19 protein-coding genes are annotated in these 17,425 nt (G+C 67.0%); 10 read left to right on the top strand and 9 right to left on the bottom strand.

Annotated features, from left to right (window positions below; all coding sequences use genetic code 11):
• Positions 1-2: 2 nt before the first annotated feature.
• Both sufU and HMPREF2883_RS01650 read left to right on the top strand, forming a co-directional pair.
• Positions 3-479, top strand: coding sequence for a Fe-S cluster assembly sulfur transfer protein SufU (gene sufU / locus HMPREF2883_RS01655; RefSeq protein ID WP_070658603.1), 477 nt, complete (start codon positions 3-5; stop codon positions 477-479).
• Positions 480-530: 51 nt separating this feature from the next.
• Positions 531-926, top strand: a complete 396-nt coding sequence (locus tag HMPREF2883_RS01650) for a metal-sulfur cluster assembly factor (RefSeq protein WP_070658601.1) — start codon at positions 531-533, stop codon at positions 924-926.
• 19 nt (positions 927-945) lie between these two features.
• Here HMPREF2883_RS01650 and HMPREF2883_RS01645 read toward each other — a convergent pair whose 3' ends face one another.
• Together HMPREF2883_RS01645 and HMPREF2883_RS01640 are read right to left on the bottom strand one after the other, a co-directional pair.
• Entirely contained in the window at positions 946-1,341 is a 396-nt protein-coding gene (locus HMPREF2883_RS01645; RefSeq protein WP_070658599.1) for a DUF488 domain-containing protein, read from the bottom strand.
• 78 nt (positions 1,342-1,419) lie between these two features.
• On the bottom strand, positions 1,420-2,256 hold the full coding sequence (locus HMPREF2883_RS01640) for a MerR family transcriptional regulator (RefSeq protein ID WP_070658597.1): 837 nt from the start codon (positions 2,254-2,256) through the stop codon (positions 1,420-1,422).
• A gap of 190 nt (positions 2,257-2,446) precedes the next feature.
• On the opposite strand from HMPREF2883_RS01640, the gene HMPREF2883_RS01635 reads away from it, so the two are divergent.
• The 5 genes from HMPREF2883_RS01635 (at position 2,447) to HMPREF2883_RS01615 (ending at position 6,255) form a co-directional block, all read left to right on the top strand.
• Positions 2,447-3,196, top strand: a complete 750-nt coding sequence (locus HMPREF2883_RS01635) for a hypothetical protein (RefSeq protein WP_070658595.1) — start codon at positions 2,447-2,449, stop codon at positions 3,194-3,196.
• Between the two features lie 119 nt (positions 3,197-3,315).
• Positions 3,316-3,654 (top strand): S-adenosylmethionine decarboxylase family protein, encoded by a 339-nt coding sequence (locus tag HMPREF2883_RS01630; protein ID WP_083313534.1) that lies wholly within the window; start codon positions 3,316-3,318, stop codon positions 3,652-3,654.
• Positions 3,651-4,421, top strand: a complete 771-nt coding sequence (locus HMPREF2883_RS01625) for a hypothetical protein (protein WP_070658592.1) — start codon at positions 3,651-3,653, stop codon at positions 4,419-4,421. Before HMPREF2883_RS01630 ends, HMPREF2883_RS01625 begins: the two co-directional genes overlap by 4 nt.
• Before the next feature lie 51 nt (positions 4,422-4,472).
• Positions 4,473-4,718 (top strand): DUF350 domain-containing protein, encoded by a 246-nt coding sequence (locus HMPREF2883_RS01620; RefSeq protein ID WP_070658590.1) that lies wholly within the window; start codon positions 4,473-4,475, stop codon positions 4,716-4,718.
• 10 nt (positions 4,719-4,728) lie between these two features.
• Complete coding sequence (locus HMPREF2883_RS01615) at positions 4,729-6,255, top strand: polyamine aminopropyltransferase (protein ID WP_070658588.1); 1,527 nt, start codon at positions 4,729-4,731, stop codon at positions 6,253-6,255.
• A gap of 46 nt (positions 6,256-6,301) precedes the next feature.
• Here HMPREF2883_RS01615 and HMPREF2883_RS01610 read toward each other — a convergent pair whose 3' ends face one another.
• Together HMPREF2883_RS01610 and HMPREF2883_RS01605 are read right to left on the bottom strand one after the other, a co-directional pair.
• Positions 6,302-6,814, bottom strand: coding sequence for a flavodoxin family protein (locus HMPREF2883_RS01610; protein ID WP_070658586.1), 513 nt, complete (start codon positions 6,812-6,814; stop codon positions 6,302-6,304).
• Between the two features lie 192 nt (positions 6,815-7,006).
• Positions 7,007-7,915, bottom strand: a complete 909-nt coding sequence (locus HMPREF2883_RS01605; RefSeq protein WP_070658584.1) for a KPN_02809 family neutral zinc metallopeptidase — start codon at positions 7,913-7,915, stop codon at positions 7,007-7,009.
• A 150-nt stretch (positions 7,916-8,065) separates the two neighbouring features.
• Here HMPREF2883_RS01605 and HMPREF2883_RS01600 point away from each other — a divergent pair, with 150 nt between their 5' ends.
• Positions 8,066-9,121 carry a quinone-dependent dihydroorotate dehydrogenase gene (locus HMPREF2883_RS01600; protein WP_070658581.1) on the top strand — a complete coding sequence of 352 codons (1,056 nt, stop codon included), beginning with the start codon at positions 8,066-8,068 and terminating at the stop codon, positions 9,119-9,121.
• Between the two features lie 41 nt (positions 9,122-9,162).
• On the opposite strand, the gene HMPREF2883_RS01595 is transcribed toward HMPREF2883_RS01600, so the two are convergent.
• Positions 9,163-9,771: a DUF3043 domain-containing protein gene (locus HMPREF2883_RS01595; protein WP_070658579.1), complete on the bottom strand. Its 609-nt coding sequence runs from the start codon at positions 9,769-9,771 to the stop codon at positions 9,163-9,165.
• A 41-nt stretch (positions 9,772-9,812) separates the two neighbouring features.
• On the opposite strand from HMPREF2883_RS01595, the gene HMPREF2883_RS01590 reads away from it, so the two are divergent.
• Both HMPREF2883_RS01590 and HMPREF2883_RS01585 read left to right on the top strand, forming a co-directional pair.
• Complete coding sequence (locus tag HMPREF2883_RS01590; RefSeq protein ID WP_070658578.1) at positions 9,813-11,201, top strand: dipeptidase; 1,389 nt, start codon at positions 9,813-9,815, stop codon at positions 11,199-11,201.
• 40 nt (positions 11,202-11,241) lie between these two features.
• Entirely contained in the window at positions 11,242-12,492 is a 1,251-nt protein-coding gene (locus HMPREF2883_RS01585; protein ID WP_070658576.1) for a glycerate kinase, read from the top strand.
• A gap of 43 nt (positions 12,493-12,535) precedes the next feature.
• On the opposite strand, the gene HMPREF2883_RS01580 is transcribed toward HMPREF2883_RS01585, so the two are convergent.
• The 4 genes from HMPREF2883_RS01580 to HMPREF2883_RS01565 all read right to left on the bottom strand — a co-directional run bounded on the left by HMPREF2883_RS01580 (position 12,536) and on the right by HMPREF2883_RS01565 (position 17,385).
• Entirely contained in the window at positions 12,536-13,549 is a 1,014-nt protein-coding gene (locus HMPREF2883_RS01580) for a LacI family DNA-binding transcriptional regulator (RefSeq protein WP_070658575.1), read from the bottom strand.
• Between the two features lie 195 nt (positions 13,550-13,744).
• A complete protein-coding gene (locus tag HMPREF2883_RS01575) occupies positions 13,745-14,674 on the bottom strand; it encodes a sugar ABC transporter permease (RefSeq protein ID WP_083313533.1) in 930 nt (309 codons plus the stop codon).
• Positions 14,675-14,704: 30 nt separating this feature from the next.
• A complete protein-coding gene (locus tag HMPREF2883_RS01570) occupies positions 14,705-16,279 on the bottom strand; it encodes an ABC transporter permease subunit (RefSeq protein ID WP_070658574.1) in 1,575 nt (524 codons plus the stop codon).
• 89 nt (positions 16,280-16,368) lie between these two features.
• Positions 16,369-17,385 carry a sugar ABC transporter substrate-binding protein gene (locus HMPREF2883_RS01565; protein ID WP_256277276.1) on the bottom strand — a complete coding sequence of 339 codons (1,017 nt, stop codon included), beginning with the start codon at positions 17,383-17,385 and terminating at the stop codon, positions 16,369-16,371.
• Between the last annotated feature and the right edge of the window lie 40 nt (positions 17,386-17,425).

Here is a 17,425-nt window from a genome sequence, read left to right as displayed (position 1 = left end):
GCATGAACGAACTCGACCAGCTCTACCAGCAAGTCATCCTTGACCACTCCCGTGAGCGCCACGGCTCCGGCGCCCTCGATGCTCCGGACGCCACCAGCCACCAGGTCAACCCCACCTGCGGTGACGACGTGACCCTGGGGGTGCGCGTCAAGGACGGCAAGATCGAGGCCATCGGCTGGGAGGGTGACGGGGGCTCCATCTCCCAGGCCTCCATCTCCGTCATGCACGACCTCGTCAACGGCGTCGACCTGGCCACCGTGGCCCGCCTCGAGGCGGACTTCGATACCCTCATGCACTCGCGCGGCAAGGGCGTCGACGACGCCGTCCTGGACGACCTGGAGGACGGGGCCGCCTTCGAGGGCGTCTCGAAGTACCCCAACCGCGTCAAGTGCGCCCTGCTGGGATGGATGGCCCTCAAGGACGCCCTGGCCAAGTCCGGCGTCGCCCTGCCCGCCGTTGAGCCGAACGGCGCCGAGTAGCCCAACTGTCCTGACACCACTGTCCGACCTGCGAGGAAGAAGGAAGAAGCCATGAGTGACAACCCCAGTGGGATGCCGGCAGCCGCCGACAACCCCATGGCCGCCCAGCAGCCGCCGACCCCCGTCGCCAGCACCGAGGGCGTCGACGTCGCCGCCGTCGAGGAGGCCCTGCGCGACGTCATCGACCCCGAGCTCGGGATCAACGTCGTCGACCTCGGGCTGCTCTACGGGGTGTCGATCGAGCCCGACGGCACCGTCGTGCTCGACATGACCCTGACCACCGCCGCCTGCCCGCTCACCGACGTCATCGAGGAGCAGGCCCAGCAGGCCCTGTCCCTCATCGCCGACAAGGTCCGCATCCAGTGGGTCTGGCTGCCGCCGTGGGGGCCGGACAAGATCACCCCTGAGGGCCGCGAGCAGCTGCGCGCCCTGGGCTTCAACGTCTGAGGCCCCGTCGGGGCCGCCGTCAGGTCAGGTCCTCCTCGACACCGAGGATCGCCTCACGCAGGACACGCGCGTGGCAGTGGACGTGGTCGTGGCCGGCGAACAGGAGCGTCACGCGCCCTGTGAGGGCCTCGTGACGCAGGTGCTCGACGGCGGCGACCGCCTCGGGCCTCTCGGTGAGCTCGGCCCGGTAGGCCTCGACGAACTGGGGCCAGGGCAGGTCCCCGCTGTGGAAGGCCCGCCGCAGCTCAGTGGTGGGGGTGGCGTCCTTGGCCCACTCATCGAGAGCGGCACGCTCCTTGGACACGCCACGGGGCCAGAGCCGGTCCACCAGGACCCGTGCTCCGTCCTCGGCGCTGGGCTCCTCACGGATGCCTTTGAGAACCACGTTGTCAGATGAAGGAAGGCGTTGACTCATACCAGCGACGCTACTCGCCTCAGCTGCTGGTGCGGTCCCATCGGCTCGCAGTGAACCGGGCGTGCGAGCGGCGCTCACTTAGCTGGGGTGCCATCGGTCGATCGCGGTGAGGAACTCCCGTTCCAAGGCCCGGGTGAGCCGCGCATCGGGGTACCCCGTGGCTCCGATGAGGCTGAAGAGCCCCCGGACCGCATCGGTGTCGACGCTGCTGGCAAGGGCTGCAAGGCGCTCAGGCGGCAGCCGGGCCTCCATCCGGGAGACCATGACCTGGGCGCGCTGCTCGATCTGCGCCTCTGACATCTCGGTCGGCTCCTGGGAGTAAAGGGCCAGTGACTCGGCGTCGTAGTCAGGATCCGGGTCCACGAAGAGGAACTCCGCCTCCGGCGGCATCCGGCCGCGATAGCAGGCCAGGTCGGTCAGGTCCCGCTCCTTGCGCACGGCGCAGCGGGTGGCCTCATCGGCAGCCGCCTGCTCCAGCCGGTCGAAGAAGGCCGCCATACGCGGGGACATCGGTGAGACCGTCGAACCGGCTTTGGCTCGCTCCAGCAGGCCGGTGAGCATGTCCCTCTGCCTGGCGACCTCGGCCAGGTGATCCTCCACGGCGGCCAGTGCCCCGGCCAGGTCCTCGACCACGGAGCCGGCCGCCGCGCGTGCTTCAACCGTTCCGGCCGCGGGCACATCGTCGGGTTGCTCGACGCCGGTGGCCTCGGACTCGTCGAGGACGCGCCTGATGGTCTCCAGGGACACACCGGCCTGGACCAGCCAGCGGATCCGGGAGAGCCGGGCGACGTGGCTCAGGTCGTAGTCGCGCCAGCCGCCACGTTCGTCAGGGACTGGAAGCAGCCCCAGCGAGTGGTAGTAGCGCACCGTGCGCACGGTCGTCCCGGTCAGCTCGGCGATCTCGGCAACGCGCATGGGGACAGTCTCACACGGCACCCGGATCCTGAGCCGTTCGGATCCACGTAGTGGGGCCGGATCATGGGGAGTGCGATCCGTTTGCCGGGACATGCCCGCGTTGCTACTGTGCCCGCGTGATGACAGGCGGATCAGGTACCGACGGCGGCAGCGGCGCCCCGTCTTGCTCTCCGCAGGCGGGAGGGTCCTGGTGAACGGCACGCGAGGTAACCTGCAGGTCGGCGACCTGCTCCAGGGCACTGCAGGCGCCCTGTCAGTCACGGGCTGCCTGCTCTTCAAGGAATGGGACTCCCAGGACCACTGCTTCTACTACTGGGAGGAGTGGCAGCTCATCGGGGCCAGCAACGCCGACACCTGGGTCGAGATCGACCACGATCCCGGCGAGGTCCTCTTCTACGAACCCGTTCGTCTCCAGGAGACGATCGAGCCGTGGGCCCTGACCGTCGGCCAGACGATGCCGCTGACGATCAATGGCGTCCTGCACCGGGGCATGGTTGAGGAGGTGACCACCGGAACGCTCGAGAACGTCATCGGTTCCCCAGTGTGCCCACTCAACATCGGCGAGACCATGACCTACGCAGAGGTGCGGTTGACGGACCCGGCCGGCGTGACCAGCAGGCTGACCATCGACAGCCACCGTTTCCGTGACCTCCTGGCATACCGCAAGACCTCCTTGTCCACTGCGCAGCAGAAGCAGCTCTTCGGGCGGGTCCTGTACAACCGCCGATCTGCCCCTGGAAGAACCGGCCGGAACATCGGATGCGCCGTCGTCGCCGCCTTCGTCAGTATCGTGCTCGTCGGCGGACTGTTCTCCGCCTGCTCCAACCCCAGCCGCTCCAGTGGCGACGCCGATCCCACCAGCACCTCGCACTCGGGCTCCTCACGGAGCTATCGTCACCGCCCGGTCTACGGTGGCGGCGGAGGTGGAGTCGGCAAGTAGGTCGCCCCATCGGTGACGGGCTTCCCGCCATGTGTTGTCGACGGCGGGGGAGTGAGGATGGGGACCTCAGCCCGTTTGTCGGCTGCCTGCCTCGTTGCTACCGTGCTCGCGTGAGTGCGGTGAGCCTGTGTTCCGTCAGCTACAAGATCAGTGGCGCTGAGCCGTATGCGCTCAACGACCTGTCCACCATGGAGTCGATTCTCCTGACCGCCGCCCGGACGGCGGGACTGACTGCCGTATCCAGCGCTCACCACCGCTTCGAGCCCCAGGGACTGAGCGCCGTCATCATTCTGTCCGAGTCTCATATCGCCGCCCACACCTGGCCCGAGTCCGGAACCGGCTACGTGACGCTCACCAGCTGTTGCACACTGACCCCCGCCCAGATCGAGGCCGTGGGAGAGCTGGTGCGCAAGCGCCTGCGGGCCCAGCAGGTGACCAGCTCGGAGATCACGCTGTGAGTGTCAGAGGCGATCTGAGAGTCGGTGAGACGCTTCGCGGTTCCCTGAGGAAGAAGCGCCGCTCCTACACCGTCATGGGACGAGTTGTCCTCAAACGACGGGATCAGGGAAGCCGGCGCTTCGTCAAGCGGGAGCAGTGGCGCCTGATCGACGACGAGGGTCAAGAGCTCTGGCTGGAGATCCGTCGAGACACCAACAAGGTTGTTCTTCACGAGCCGGTTCCTGTTAAGCCGACGATTGACCCGCTCACCCTCGAGGTCGGTTGGACCCGGAAGCTGAGAGTCCGTGGCCGGCCGTGCACCGTCGAGGTCACGAATGTGCGCCGTGCTGAGATCGACCACGAGACCGGGGCTGTGAATCATCCCAATGGGGCTCTTACCACGACGACGTGTGCCGAGCTCCGCGTGGTGGATGCGCACGGCTCGATCTCCACCATGGTGGTCGATGCACACCGCCTCCACACCCGAGAGATCTATAGCGAAACAGGTCTGTCCTCCTCGCAGCAGTACAAGGTCTTCGGTAGGCCAGTGTCCCGACCGTGGTGGATACCCAGTTTCGTGCGAAGGCTCTGGCGGTGGTTCCCCGCGGCGATCTCCGGGACGAGCGGAAGCGAGTGGGCCCCCGTGTTCTGGATCGTCCTGATGTTCGTTGCGCTGGTGCTTGCCGAGCTGATTGATGACGATGGGGGCTTCATCCCCTCAGGAGGCGGCGTCTCCTTCCGAAACCGCTCGGTCTACGGCGGCGGGGGCGGCGGCGTCGGAAAATAACCTGGAGCCCACTCACCCAACCCCTCGACAGTCACACACGAAGGAGAAGACATGTCGCTCATGACCATCGCTGGCCACTCATCGGTCGACCTCAACTGGCAGTCACTGCTGAGCACCATCGTCTACGCGGTACTCGGAGTGGTCCTGCTCATGGTGTTCGCGCTGCTCGTCAACCGCATCTTCCGCCTCGACCTCAGACGCGAGCTCATCGAGGACCAGAACATCGGCCTGGGGGTCGCCTTCGCCGGCACGGCGCTGGCCATCGCGATCATCATCGCGGCCACCATCCTGAGCTGAGCGGCGAACCATGACCCACGGCCGAATCGGGCGACGGGAGAACGTCGCCCTGTTCACTGCGGCCCTGCTTGCCGCGATCGGCGGACTCATCTATGAGCTCATCCTGGGCACGGCCGCCTCCTACCTCCTGGGCGACTCCGTCCTCAGTTTCAGCCTGGCCACCGGCATCACCCTGTTCGGCATGGGCATCGGCTCGCTGCTGGTCAACCGCTTCCACACCGCACCGGAGGTCGTCTTCGGTGTCAGCGAGGTACTGCTGGGCCTCATCGGCGGCAACTCCGTCCTCCTGCTGTACCTGGCCTTCGGGCGCACCCGACTGCACTGGGTCGTCTTCGGCGGCATCAGCCTGACCATCGGCATCCTCATCGGCCTGGAGATCCCGCTGCTGGTGCGGACCTTCGCCGCCTTTGGGCGCCGCTCGACCAGTGAGCTGCTCGGCAAGGTCATGGCCATCGACTACTTCGGCTCGCTGGTGGCCTCCCTGGTCTTCCCCCTGGTGCTCCTCCCACAGCTCGGGCTCATGCGCGGGGCCTACCTGGTCGGGGCTCTCAACGTGCTGGTCGCACTGCTCGTCCTGCTCCAGGTGCGCACACCTCGCAAGATCCTGTGGGCGGCCACTGCTGCCGTCGTGGCACTTGTCGGCATGTTCGCAGCCGCCAACCGCATCGAGCGCAGCGTGGAGGCGCTGACCTACAACGATCCGATCGTCTACTACCAGCAGACCGCCTACCAGAAGGTCGTCCTCACCAAGTACCAGGACGACCTGCGCCTGTACCTCAACGGCCAACTCCAGTTCTCCAGCCTGGACGAGGCCAGGTACCACGAGACCCTGTCGGCCAGTGCCATGACCTCGGTGAAGGATCCCGCCCATGTCCTCGTCCTCGGCGGCGGCGACGGTCTGCTGACCCGGGAGATCCTGCGCTACCCCAGCGTCACGGACATCACCGTCGTGGACATCGACCCCGATGTCACCGAGCTGGCGCGGAGCAACCGCCTGCTCAAGGACCTCAACCACGCCTCCCTGTCCGACCCCAGGGTCAAGGTCGTCAACGACGACGCCTTCACCTACGTCCAGGACTCCAAGGCGACCTACGACGTCGTTCTCATTGACCTGGTCGACCCCTCCAACGAGAAGCTCGCCAAGCTCTACTCCACCGAGTTCTACCGGAGCATCGAGGCGCGCCTGGCACCCGAGGGCGTCATGGTCACCCAGGCCACCTCCACCTTCTTCTCGCCCCACGCCTTCTCCACAGTGGCCAGCACCGTTGCAGCCGCTCAGCCGGATCGACAGATCCTGCCCTTCTCCACCAACATCCCCTCCTTCGGGGAGTGGGGCTTCATCCTGTCCACCAAGACGCCGCAGAACCTCATCAGCCAGCCGCTGCCAAAAGGCCTGACCTACCAGGACCGGCAGACCCTGAAGTTCATCATGCGAACCAAACCGGCCCGTACCGAGGCCATGGAGCCCTCCACCCTCCTGCATCCGCGGATCGTCGAGGTCTACAACCAAGACATGCGGCAGTGGCGCTACTACTGAACCATTCAGGTATTCGTCCGTGCAGGTGTCGCGGAGAGACCCGCCGCTATCTGCTGCCCACCGAGACCGCGAGCTCACGTCCCCAGCTGCGGGCGTCGCTCTCCTGGCCGGCGGCCAGCGGGCCCTTGCTCGCCGCGACCACGAAGCTCCTGACCAACGCCGTGCGCCGCCCCTGTTGACGCTGCAGCGCCTTGGCGATCGCCTTGGCCGCTGAACCGCTGAGCCAGCCCTTGGAGATGACCGTGTCGAAGGCGACGACATCGGTGGAGACCGGGACCGTGGCAGTCTTCAGCCACTCGCCGACCCCCGGGGAGACCTTGCCCGGTCCCGCCTGCGCACGTGCCTTGGCCCGCGTGGCCGCCGTCGGCAGGCCCCAGTTGTGAGTGGGAGCTCCCAGGACGAGCAGATCGAGGTCTGCGGGCAGGCCGCTTGGAGCCTCATCGACGTCGTCGACCTGGGCCTCGGCGCCGCCCTCAATCAGTCCGGCGGCAACGGCCTCGGCGACGGCCCGGGTATTGCCGAAGCAGGACTCGACAATGATGAGCGCCCTCCCGGTCATGGTGTCCTCCTGAAGTCTCGTACCGGCGATGTCGCTGGTGACGGGGGTGTCATGAGCCCAGTGTCGGGTGTGACGCCACGTCACACGCAAACGGGGCTCGCCGCGCAGAAGGCGGCGGGCCCCATCAGGCCGAGAGGATCGGCGGGGAGGCAGGACGAGCCAGGGCGACGAGCGGCGTCGCCGCGGCTCGTCTCAGAGCTGGGAGGCGTCAACGGCGAAGGTGTTGCAGGCCTGCATCGAACCGGAGTTCATTCCTGTGGTGAACCAGCGCACGCGCTGCTCGGAGGAGCCGTGGGTCCACGTGTCGGAGTCGACGTGCCCCCTGGCCCGCTCCTGGATGTGGTCGTCGCCCACGGCCTCGGCCGCGCCCAGCGCACCCTTGATCTCCTCACTACTGGGGCGGTTGAGGAAGGGCTTGCCGGTGTCCGGGTCCGGGGTGGAGGAGGCGTGGTTGACCCAGATCCCCGCGTAGCAGTCCGCCTGGAGCTCCAGACGCACCGAGTCGGAGGTCGCACCGCTGCCCGAACGGTCGGCCTTGGCCATCTGCCCGGTCAGGTGCTGGATATGGTGGCCGAACTCATGGGCCACGATGTACTCCTCCGCCAAGGGCGTGTCAGTGGCCCCCAGGGAGCGCTCCATCTCGGAGAAGAAGCTCATGTCCAGGTAGACCGTCCGGTCCCCTGAGCAGTAGAAGGGACCCACCGCCGAGGATGCGTTGCCGCAGGCCGAGGAGATCTGGGTGCCGTCCCACAGGACGAACTCGGGCTTGGCGTACCTGAGCCCCGCCTGGGCGGGCAGCTGCTCGGTCCACACCGCGTCAAGGGACTCGGCGGTGGCCACCATACGGCACTGGGTGTACTTGTTGGCGCTGTCCCCGCTGGTGCACACGGAGGTGTCGATCGATGAGGCCGTCGACGTCGTCGTCCCAGTCTGCTGCTGCGTCCCCAGCATGGAGGTCAGGTCCACTCCCGTGAGCTGGGAGATGAGGACGACGGCGATGACGGTCAGGATCGATCCGCCGCCGATCATGGCGCCCCGGCCTGCGCCGGAACGGGTCTGGACCCGGTTGGGGTCGAGCTGGATATCGCGGTTGAAGGACACTAGCCACCTCTGAGAACACGCCTGCAATGAGGCTCGGACGACGCCCACGCTACCGTGACACCGTCACCGGTGCGAAGCGGGAACACCGAGGAGAATAATGGCGGGAGCCTGCACGGGCCCTGGAAGACCCGGTCGGGGTAGCCTGATGCCGTGCTCTACGACCTGCTGTACAAGACCGTGCTCACCCGTATCGACCCCGAGCTGATCCACGACGTGTGCCTGGACGCGATCGAGGTCACCGGCAAGGTTCCCCTCGTCAGAGACGTGGTGCGCCAAATGTGGGGGCGCCGGCCGGTCTTCCCCGTTCCCTCGGCCAACCAGGGCGGTCCCTTCGCTCGTCCCGTGCCCGGCATCCTGGGACTCGCAGCGGGGATGGACAAGGAGGGGCAGGCCGTTGAGGGCCTGGACATGCTCGGCTTCGGCTTCATCGAGGTCGGCACGTTCACCGCCCGCCCCCAGGGCGGCAACGACAAGCCCCGCATGTGGCGCTACCCGCAGATGCGCGCCGTACGCAACCGCATGGGCTTCAACAACTCCGGGGCGGATGAGGCCGCCAAGCGCCTGCGGGCCCTGCGCCGCACCCCGCGAGGACGCTCCATCGTCGTCGGTGCGAACATCGGCAAGACCAAGGTAACCCCGCTTAACGAGGCGGTGGACGACTACCGCTACTCGGCCGCAGCAGTGGCCCGGTGGGTCGACTACCTCGTCGTCAACGTCTCCAGCCCCAACACCCCCGGGCTGCGCAGCCTGCAGAGCGTTGAGATGCTGCGCCCGATCCTCGAGGCGGTGCGCGAGGCCGCCGACCGCGCCGCCAGGCGGCACGTCCCGCTCCTGGTCAAGATCGCCCCCGACCTGGCTGACGAGGACATCGACGCCGTTGCGCAGCTGGTCCTGGACATGGGGCTCGACGGGGTGGTGGCCACCAACACGACCATCGACCACGACCTGGGGGAGGGCGGCCTGTCCGGCGCCCCTCTTCTTCCCCGCGCCCTGGAGGTCGTGCGCCGTCTGCGCCGCGGGCTGGGGCAGGAGCCCACGATCATCGGCGTCGGCGGCATCTCCTCCGTCATGGACGCCGAGCTCATGCTCGACGCAGGAGCGGACCTGCTTCAGGCCTACACGGCCTTCATCTACAACGGTCCCGCCTGGCCGGGGCGCATCAACCGGGCCCTGGCTACCGGCTCCGCCGCTCGAACGACTGCCTGAGCCCAGGCGACCGGGGCCGTCCCAAAGCGGACCGGAACGGATCAGGAGGGGTACTGGCCCCGCTTGACCAGGGCGGCGGGACGGCGCCAGCGCCGCAGCATGAAACAGCGCGACATGACGTAGAAGACGATCATCCCCTCGTCCTTGACCCGCTCCTGGCCGAACTTCGCGGTCAGGCGGCGGCGCAGGCGCGCCCAGCACCAGACGGCGTCGGCGATCGCCGCCAGCAGGTAGCCGTTCATCGCCAGTATTGTGTAGAAGCTGATAAGCGGGTACTGGGGCAGGAGGCGGGTGAACGTGAAGGATATGACGATCAGGATGAAGACGAGGGGCATGAAGTACTCGCCCAGACAGAAGCGCGCGTCGACGTAGTCGCGGATGTGGCGCTTGACCGGCCCCTTCTCCCGGGACGGGAGGTACTTCTCCTCACCGGTGACCATGGCCTTGTTCTGGCGCTTCCAGGCGGCTTCGCGGGCCGCTCGCGCCTCCCGCTTGGCGGCCGCACGGTCCTTGGGGACCACCGGGTGCAGGTTCTTGGCCTGCTGGTCCTTGCGCCGGGGCGTGGGGCGTCCCTTGCCGCCGGGCTTGGGGGAGGACTCGACCACGGGCTCCGGCTCAGGGGTCTGGCTGCGCTTCTTGAACAGGCTCACGGTGCCAAGACTAGCGGCAGCGGCGCGATACCCTGAAAACCATGATCACCGTTGATGCCGTGCGCACCGCCGTGCACACCTCCATGCCCGCCATCGTCTCCGACCTGACGGACCTGGTCGCGATCCCCTCGGTCTCGTCCTCCAGCTACGACCAGTCCCAGGTTCAGCGCTCCGCTGAGGCAGTGGCCGCGCTCCTGCGCGACAGCGGTCTGGATGCCGAGATCCTCTCGGTGCCCGCCCCCGACGGGACCCCCGGCCGGCCCGCCGTCCTGGCCCACAAGGCCGGCCCGGACGGCAGCCCGCACGTCCTGCTCTACTCCCATCACGACGTCCAGCCCGTCGGCGACCCGACCGGCTGGGGCCAGGCCGACCCCTTCACCGCCGAGCGGCACGGGGAGCGGATGTTCGGACGCGGAACCGCTGACGACAAGGCCGGCGTCATCACCCACGCCCACGCCCTGCGCATCCTGGCCTCCCTGGCCGACGGCGAGCTGCCCTGCTCCGTGACGGTCTTCATCGAGGGTGAGGAGGAGGTGGGCAGCCCCTCCTTCGAGAACTTCCTGACCACCCACCGCGACCGGCTGGCCTCCGACGTCATCGTCGTGGCCGACTCCTCCAACTGGAAGGTCGGCACCCCGTCCCTGACCACCACGCTGCGCGGCGTCGTCCAGGTCGACGTCCGCCTCGACATGCTCGACCACGCGCTTCACTCCGGTCAGTACGGCGGCCCCGTGCTGGACGCCGCCACCGCCATGTGTCGTCTGATCGCCTCCTGCCACGACGAGGCCGGTGACGTCGCCGTGGCCGGGCTGGTCAGCCGGTCCCAGGCCGACGCCGACTTCCCCGACTACCCGGAGGCCGACTTCCGCGCCGACGCCGGAGTCCTTGACGGTGTTGAGCTCTCCGGCACCGGTGACCTCACCGCCCGGCTGTGGACCAAGCCCTCCCTGACGCTCATCGGCATGGACGTCACGCCCCTGGACCTGGCCGGCAACGTCCTGACGCCGTCGTGCACGGCCCGGCTCTCGCTGCGCATCGCACCCGGGCAGGACCCGGCCGCGGCCCAGGAGGCCCTGGTCACCCACCTGGAGAAGCACGTGCCCTTCCGGGGCCGTCTGACCGTCACCGGCCGTGAGGCCGGGCCCGCCTTCGACGGCTCCGAGGTCACCCCCGCCTCCGAGGCCGCCCACTGGGCCCTGTCCACGGCCTGGGACACCGAGGCCGTCAACATCGGACAGGGCGGCTCCATCCCCTTCATCGCCACCCTCAAGGAGACCTTCCCCGACGCCCAGGTGCTCGTCACCGGGATCGAGGACCCCGACACCCGGGCCCACAGCGAGAACGAGTCCATGCACCTGGGCGAGCTCGAGCACATCGTGGTCGCCGAGGCCCTCCTCCTGGCCCGCCTGGGCGGCGCCATCAGCTCATGACGACCAGTGCTCGCCGAGCCCGCCACCGGAGACCGAACACATGAAGGTTCTTCTCGCCCCTGGTGGGCTGTGGCCCGAGCCCGCTGGAGTGCCTCTGGCGGGCTCGGGACCAGGTCTCGCCCCGGGCCACGTCGCCTCCTGCCTGGCGCGTGGCTGGCGGGAGGCGCGCCCCCACGACTCCCTGACCCTGCTGCCCATGGCGGACGGCGGACCAGGCTCGGCCCAGGTGATCGCCCCTGAGCAGGTCGCCTCCCGGGAGGTCATTCAGGGGCGGGGACCGCTCGGACAGGTCAGAGAGGTCGACCTGGTGCGTCTGCTTCCCAAGCCGACACCATTCGGCAACCGGCGCCGCGGCGAGGCAAGCACTTGGTTCCTGGACGCCGCTCGGCTCCTGGCGCTTCCGGCCGATCCCGATGAGGCGGCCCAGGAGGCGCTGGAGGGGAACACCTCCGGCCTGGGAGGAGTCATCGGAGCCGCCCTGAGCCGTACCGGGCCCTTGGACACACTCCTGGTGGGGTTGTCGCGCTCCGCCGTTCACGACGGGGGCCTGGGAGTCATGGACGCGCTCGGGGGCCTGCGAGTGGCCAAGGACCTGCTGTCGCGCCGTAGCCTCGGACTCGTTCTGGCCGACGACATCGCCCTGGGAGGCATGAACGGCGCCGGGGCGGCCCTGACGAGCATCACCTCCATCAGCCCTGAGCTGGCACAGGAGCTGGACCGCCGCGCCTGCTCCCGCGCGATGGAAGTCGTCAGCGCGGCCCAGGGCCTCGATCCCGGTGCCGTCGGCCCACGCAGATCCCTGCCTGTCGTCTCCGTGCTCGACGACGTCGGGCCCTCCGCCTCCGAGCACGCGTCGAACTCCGCCGGGAACGCTCGCCTGAGCGCGTCTTTCTGGGGAACCGGGGCGGGCGGGGGCAGCGCCCTGGTGCTGCGGGCCCTGGGTGCGTGGGTGCGGCCCGGTGCGCGAGCCATGGCGGAGATCCTCGCTCTGAGCGATGCCGTTCGCGGTCAGGACCTGGTCGTCGCGGCCTGGGGAGAGCTCTACGACGTTCTGGCCGACGGCGTCGTGGGCGTCGTCGGCCAGCAGGCCGCCTCGCAGGCGCTGCCGTGCATCGTGGTGTGCGGGCGCTGCGCCGTCAGCCGCGGTGAGCTGGCCGCTGCCGGCGTCACCACCGCTTACGGGCTGCAGGAGGCTCATGCCACCGAGCCCTGGGACGCGACTGACTCTCACCGGCTGGAGTCACGGCTGACGGACCTCGGCACCCGGCTGGCCCGCACGTGGTCGCGCTGACCGGACGCTTCGCGCCAGGGCGCCGCTGCGAGCGGCGGGCGGCTCAGTCGATGGGGGCCGCGGCGGTCGAGTCGCGCACGATGAGGTCGGGGGCGAAGAGCATCTCGGTGTCGGCCGGCCGCTGCCCGCTGAGCTGTGCGAGGAGCGTGGAGACGGCCGCCCGGCAGATGGACTCCACGGGCTGGCGCACCGTGGTCAGCGGCGGGTCGGTCATGGGGATGAGCGGTGAGTCGTCGTAGCCGATGACGGAGACGTCGTGAGGCACTGACCTTCCCGTCTGGCGCACCCCGTGAACCACGCCCAGGGCCATGACGTCCGAGGAGCACACGATGCCGGTGCAACCCTGCTCCAGCAGGTGAAGGGCTGCGCTGACGCCGCCCTCGTAGGTGTAGAGCGTCTCCACGATCCGCAGCGGCTCCTCGGACAGGCCCTCGCTCATGGCGTCCTCGTAGCCGGAGCGCTTGCGCTGAGCCGGCACCATGCGCATCGGCCCCATGGCCAGACCGATGCGCTGGTGCCCCAGGGCGATGAGGTGATCGACTGCCATCCGGGTCGCCCGTCGGTCATCGGTGGCGAAGCCCGGGGCCTTGATGGTCGGCGCGTTGCCGTTGACCGTCACCAGCGGCACGCCGCGCTCACGTAGGCGCTGGTAGCGGGTGACGTCGCCGGTGGTGTCCGCGTGACGGCCGGAGACGAAGATGATACCGGCGACACCGCGGTCCACGAGCATCTCGATGTACTCGTCCTCGCTGATACCGCCGGGGGTCTGGGTGCACAGCAGGGGAGTGTGCCCGGAGGGCGCCAGGAGCTGCTCGATCTGCTGGGCGAACAGCGGAAAGATCGGGTTGCTCAGCTCGGGCACGATCAGCCCCATGAGACCGCGGGAGGCCTGGTGCACCGACTCGGGACGCTCATAGCCCAGGATGTCGAGCGCAGCGAGCACCTGCCGGCGGGTCGAGTCCGCCACGTTGGACTTTCCATTGAGCACACGCGAGACAGTCGCTGTGGAGACACCCGCCTGGTCGGCGATGTTGGTGAGAGTGAGTCTCTGTGGCATGAGTGAATCCTACGAAGAACGGTCAGGATGGAGGGGCTGATTCGCGTGCACCGACACTGGATCGTCGTGTCCCTCCACTGACCATCATCGCAGGTCATGTGCCGTTCGTGGGAATCCGTGACGGCCATGTGGCGCTGACAGTCCCTGATCTTCGGCCGACGGGGGTGGGGGACGTGCGAAGGTCCCCGACCATGATCAGCCCTTGACCGCGCCCGAGATCGATCCTCCGACGATGTAGCGCTGCAAGTACTGGAACAGGGCGATCACCGGGGCCATGGTGAGGACCGCCCCGGCGGCGAAGATGCCCAGGTTGTTGGAGCGGTCGCCGGCGAGCATGCCGTAGAGCCCCACTGCGAGCGTCTTCTGAGTGTCGTCGGTCAGGATGATCGAGCCCAGGAGGAACTCGCTGATGACGCCCACGAAGGCCAGCAGGAAGGTGGTGGCGATGATCGGCTTGAGCGTGGGCAGAAGGATGATGCGGAAGACCTGCCAGTGCGTGCAGCCATCGATGATGGCCGCTTCATCGAGTTCGCGGGGAATCGTGTCGAAGGTTCCCTTGATGAGCCACACCTGCCCCAGCGCCCCGCCCATGAGCGCCAGGCTGTAGCCGGCCAGGGTGTTGAGGCCGAGGAAGGGGACTACCTGGCCGATGTCGGAGATCATCGTGTAGATGGCGATCATGGACAGGATCGCGGGGAACATCATGATCAGGAGCAGGGCCAGCAGGCCTCCACGGCGCCCGGCGAAGCGGAACCGGGAGAAGGCGTAGGCCCCCAGCAGGGACAGGAAGACCTGGGCGGTGGCCACCACGGTGCAGATGATGATCGTGTTGAGGTACCAGCGCAGGAATGGGCCCCGTACCCCGGACAGCAGGTTCTGGTAGTTGACCAGACTCACCTTGGTGGGGATCAGACCGGTGGATGCCACCGTGCCCAGGGGGTTGAGTGAGGCGGAGATGACGTAGAGGACGGGGAAGGCGCCGAAGACCAGGGCGATAACGCCGACGACGTGTCTCCAGCCGATCTCCCGGAACCAGCGTGAGAACGGCATGTGGTTCTCGACGACGGCGCTCTCCTCGGAACTCTTGGATGCGGACTGGGGCACGGACTGCGATGAGGTGCTCATGGTGATGATGTTCTTTCCGAGGTCGGCTGGTCAGTTGACGTCTTCGAGCTTCTTGGTGGCTCGGAACTGCAAGGCGGCCAGGACACCGGTGACGGCGAACAGGACCACGGAGACGGCCGAGGCGAATCCGAAGTCCGAGCCGGCACGGCCGAAGGCAATGCGATAGACCATGGAGATGAGGATGTCGGTTCCGCCTCGCGTGTACTCCCCAGCCGGGAAAGGTCCACCCTCGGTCAGCAGCTGGATGGCATTGAAGTTGTTGAAGTTGAAGGCGAAGGTGCTCACCAGCAGGGGGGCGACGGCGACCAGGAGCAGCGGGGTGATGATGCGCCATGTGGCCTGCATGCCACTGGCGCCGTCCATCTTTGCCGCCTCCTTGACGTCGCCGGAGATGGACTGCAGAGCGCCGGTGCACACGATGAACATGTAGGGGAAGCCCATCCACGTGTTGGTCAGCAGGACGGCGACCTTGGCCATGGTCGGGTCGGACAGCCACGGGATGCTGAGGTGCAGCATCCGGTTGATGAGGCCGAAGTCCTGGTTGTAGAAGTTCGACCACACGAGCAGCGAGATGAAGCCGGGGACGGCATAGGGCAGCAGGAGGAAGGAGCGGTAGAGCTTCTTACCCTTGATGCGATCATCATTGAGGGTCAGCGCCAGGAAGAAGCCGAGGCCGAAGGTGAGAAGCACCGATCCCAGGGCGAAGATGATGGTCCACGCGAAGGCCTTGAGGAACTGGGAGGCCAGGTTGCCCTCAGTGAAGAGCCGCGAGTAGTTGGCCAGTCCCACGTTCTGTTTCCAGGACTGGGCCAGGCTCTCGCCCTTGGCGTTGACGAAGTGCTCAGACAGTCCCACCTTCTTGATCGAGTAGACGTCCCCGGTGACGGTGTTGGTGATGGTGTCGGAGGACTCGTTGTAGACCATCCGTTTGGTTCCCTCGAACGCGGTCCTGACGCCCTGAACCTTGACCGTGGTCTTGTCCGTGAAGGGAACCGACATGGTGCTGATGTCCTCGTAGGCGGTGTTGATCTGCCTGGGGGACAGGATCGTGTACCCCTCCGCCTTGGTCACCACGCCGTTGTCAACGGTCACGGTGCTGGCATCGACCTTCTCCAGCTTCTTCCCGTCACTCCCTCGCAGCACTTCCTTGGTCTGCGGATTGACAAGGAACAGTGAGAAGGGCCCTTTGTTGACGTCGCCGTCGGTCGCAACCGACAAGCCATAGGTGGGGGAGTTCTCCGTGCGGACCATGGAGTTGTTGGTGATGGAGGTGATGGCCTCCTCCTTGGTTCCGCGGTACCCGTCTCCGAAATTGGTGAAGGAGGTCTGAATGGTCAGCAAGATGGGGATGATGAGGAAGACGGTGAGGAAGAACGTCCCGGGGAAGAGGTACTTGGCGGGTATGAATCTCCTGGTCGAGTACAGCAGGAACATGGCCCCTGTGGCGATGACGACGACTGCCAGCCACAACCACATCCGGTAGGCGATAAGAAGCGGGACGAGGTAGATCGCTGCGACCAGCGTGAGGGAGAGCACCATAATGCGACCGACAAGACCTCTGATGGTCGTGGTCTTCTCCCTCGGGGTGGTGGATGCGGACGTCATTATCTGCGGGTCCTTTCCAGAAGTGGGAAAGCAGGATGAGGAATAACCGGGTGTGTGGAGAAGCGTTCCGCCTCGGGGCAGGCGATGGGTTATGAACCGTTGATCGACGTCTGGATGGTCTTGCCGACCCCTGTCATGGTGCTCGCAGGGTCGGCGCCTGCGACGATGTTGGCCTGAGCGCGTCCAAAGGGTTCCCACACTGAGGACATGGCGGGGATCGCGGGCATGGGCTCCGCCTTGGCGGAGAGATCCGCGAAGGTGACCATGTCGGGTTGCTCCGTCTTGAGCTTGTCCGCGAGGTCCTTTTGGGCCGGAGGCAGCTCGTTGGAGGGGAACATCGCCGCCGCGAAAGTCATGTCCTTGGCCGCGTCGGCCACGAAGGTCTCGGCGAAGGCCTTGTTCTTTCCGTTGGAGGCCACATAGAAGCAGTTGACTCCCACGAAAGGGCGGGCCTGGCTGTCCTTGATATCTTTGAATCCTGGAATCCGAGTGAGCTGGTAGTCGATGCCGGCCTTCTTGATGTCCGCCAGAGCCCATGGCCCCGAGATGAGGTAGGGGGCCTTGCCGTCTGTGAACAAGGAAATGTGGTTGGCGGCTGTGACTGACTTTCTGAGGACTCCCTGCTGGCCGAGCTGGCGGATCTTTTCCGCGGCCTTGATGGATCCCTCCTTGCCGATACCGAGGTCCTCGGGATTGTAGGAGCCGTCCTGGTTCTTACCGAACAGGTAGCCGCCGGCGGCGGTATAGATCGGCTCCATGTTGTAGGCGTCGCCCTTCTCGTCAATGGCCTGAGACAGGATGAGCTCGGTTCCGGCCGCCTTGCCCGCCTCGATCATCTCCTCAATGCTGGCCGGCTGGGTCACTGAGGTCAGTGCCTTGTTGACGAATAGGCCCAGGCACTCGACGGCGTAGGGCGTTGCGTAGATCTGGCCGTCGTAGGTGACGGCCTTGAGCGCGATGTCGGAGTAGTTGGACTCGGCCTCGGGGCTCAGGACGACCGGCCGGATCGCGCTGTTCTGCACCAGGTTGCCGATCCAGTCGTGTGCACCGACGACGACATCGGGGCCGTTACCGGCCTGGTTGGCGGTGACGAAGTTGGGCTGCAAGTCATTGAAGGTTATTCAGGGGGTGGTGGTGTAGGTGTAG

The sequence above is a fragment of the Actinomyces sp. HMSC075C01 genome, from assembly GCF_001812965.1.
In the GTDB taxonomy this organism is placed as follows: Bacteria; Actinomycetota; Actinomycetes; order Actinomycetales; family Actinomycetaceae; genus Actinomyces; species Actinomyces acetigenes.
This window is presented reverse-complemented; position numbering and strand designations above follow the sequence as displayed.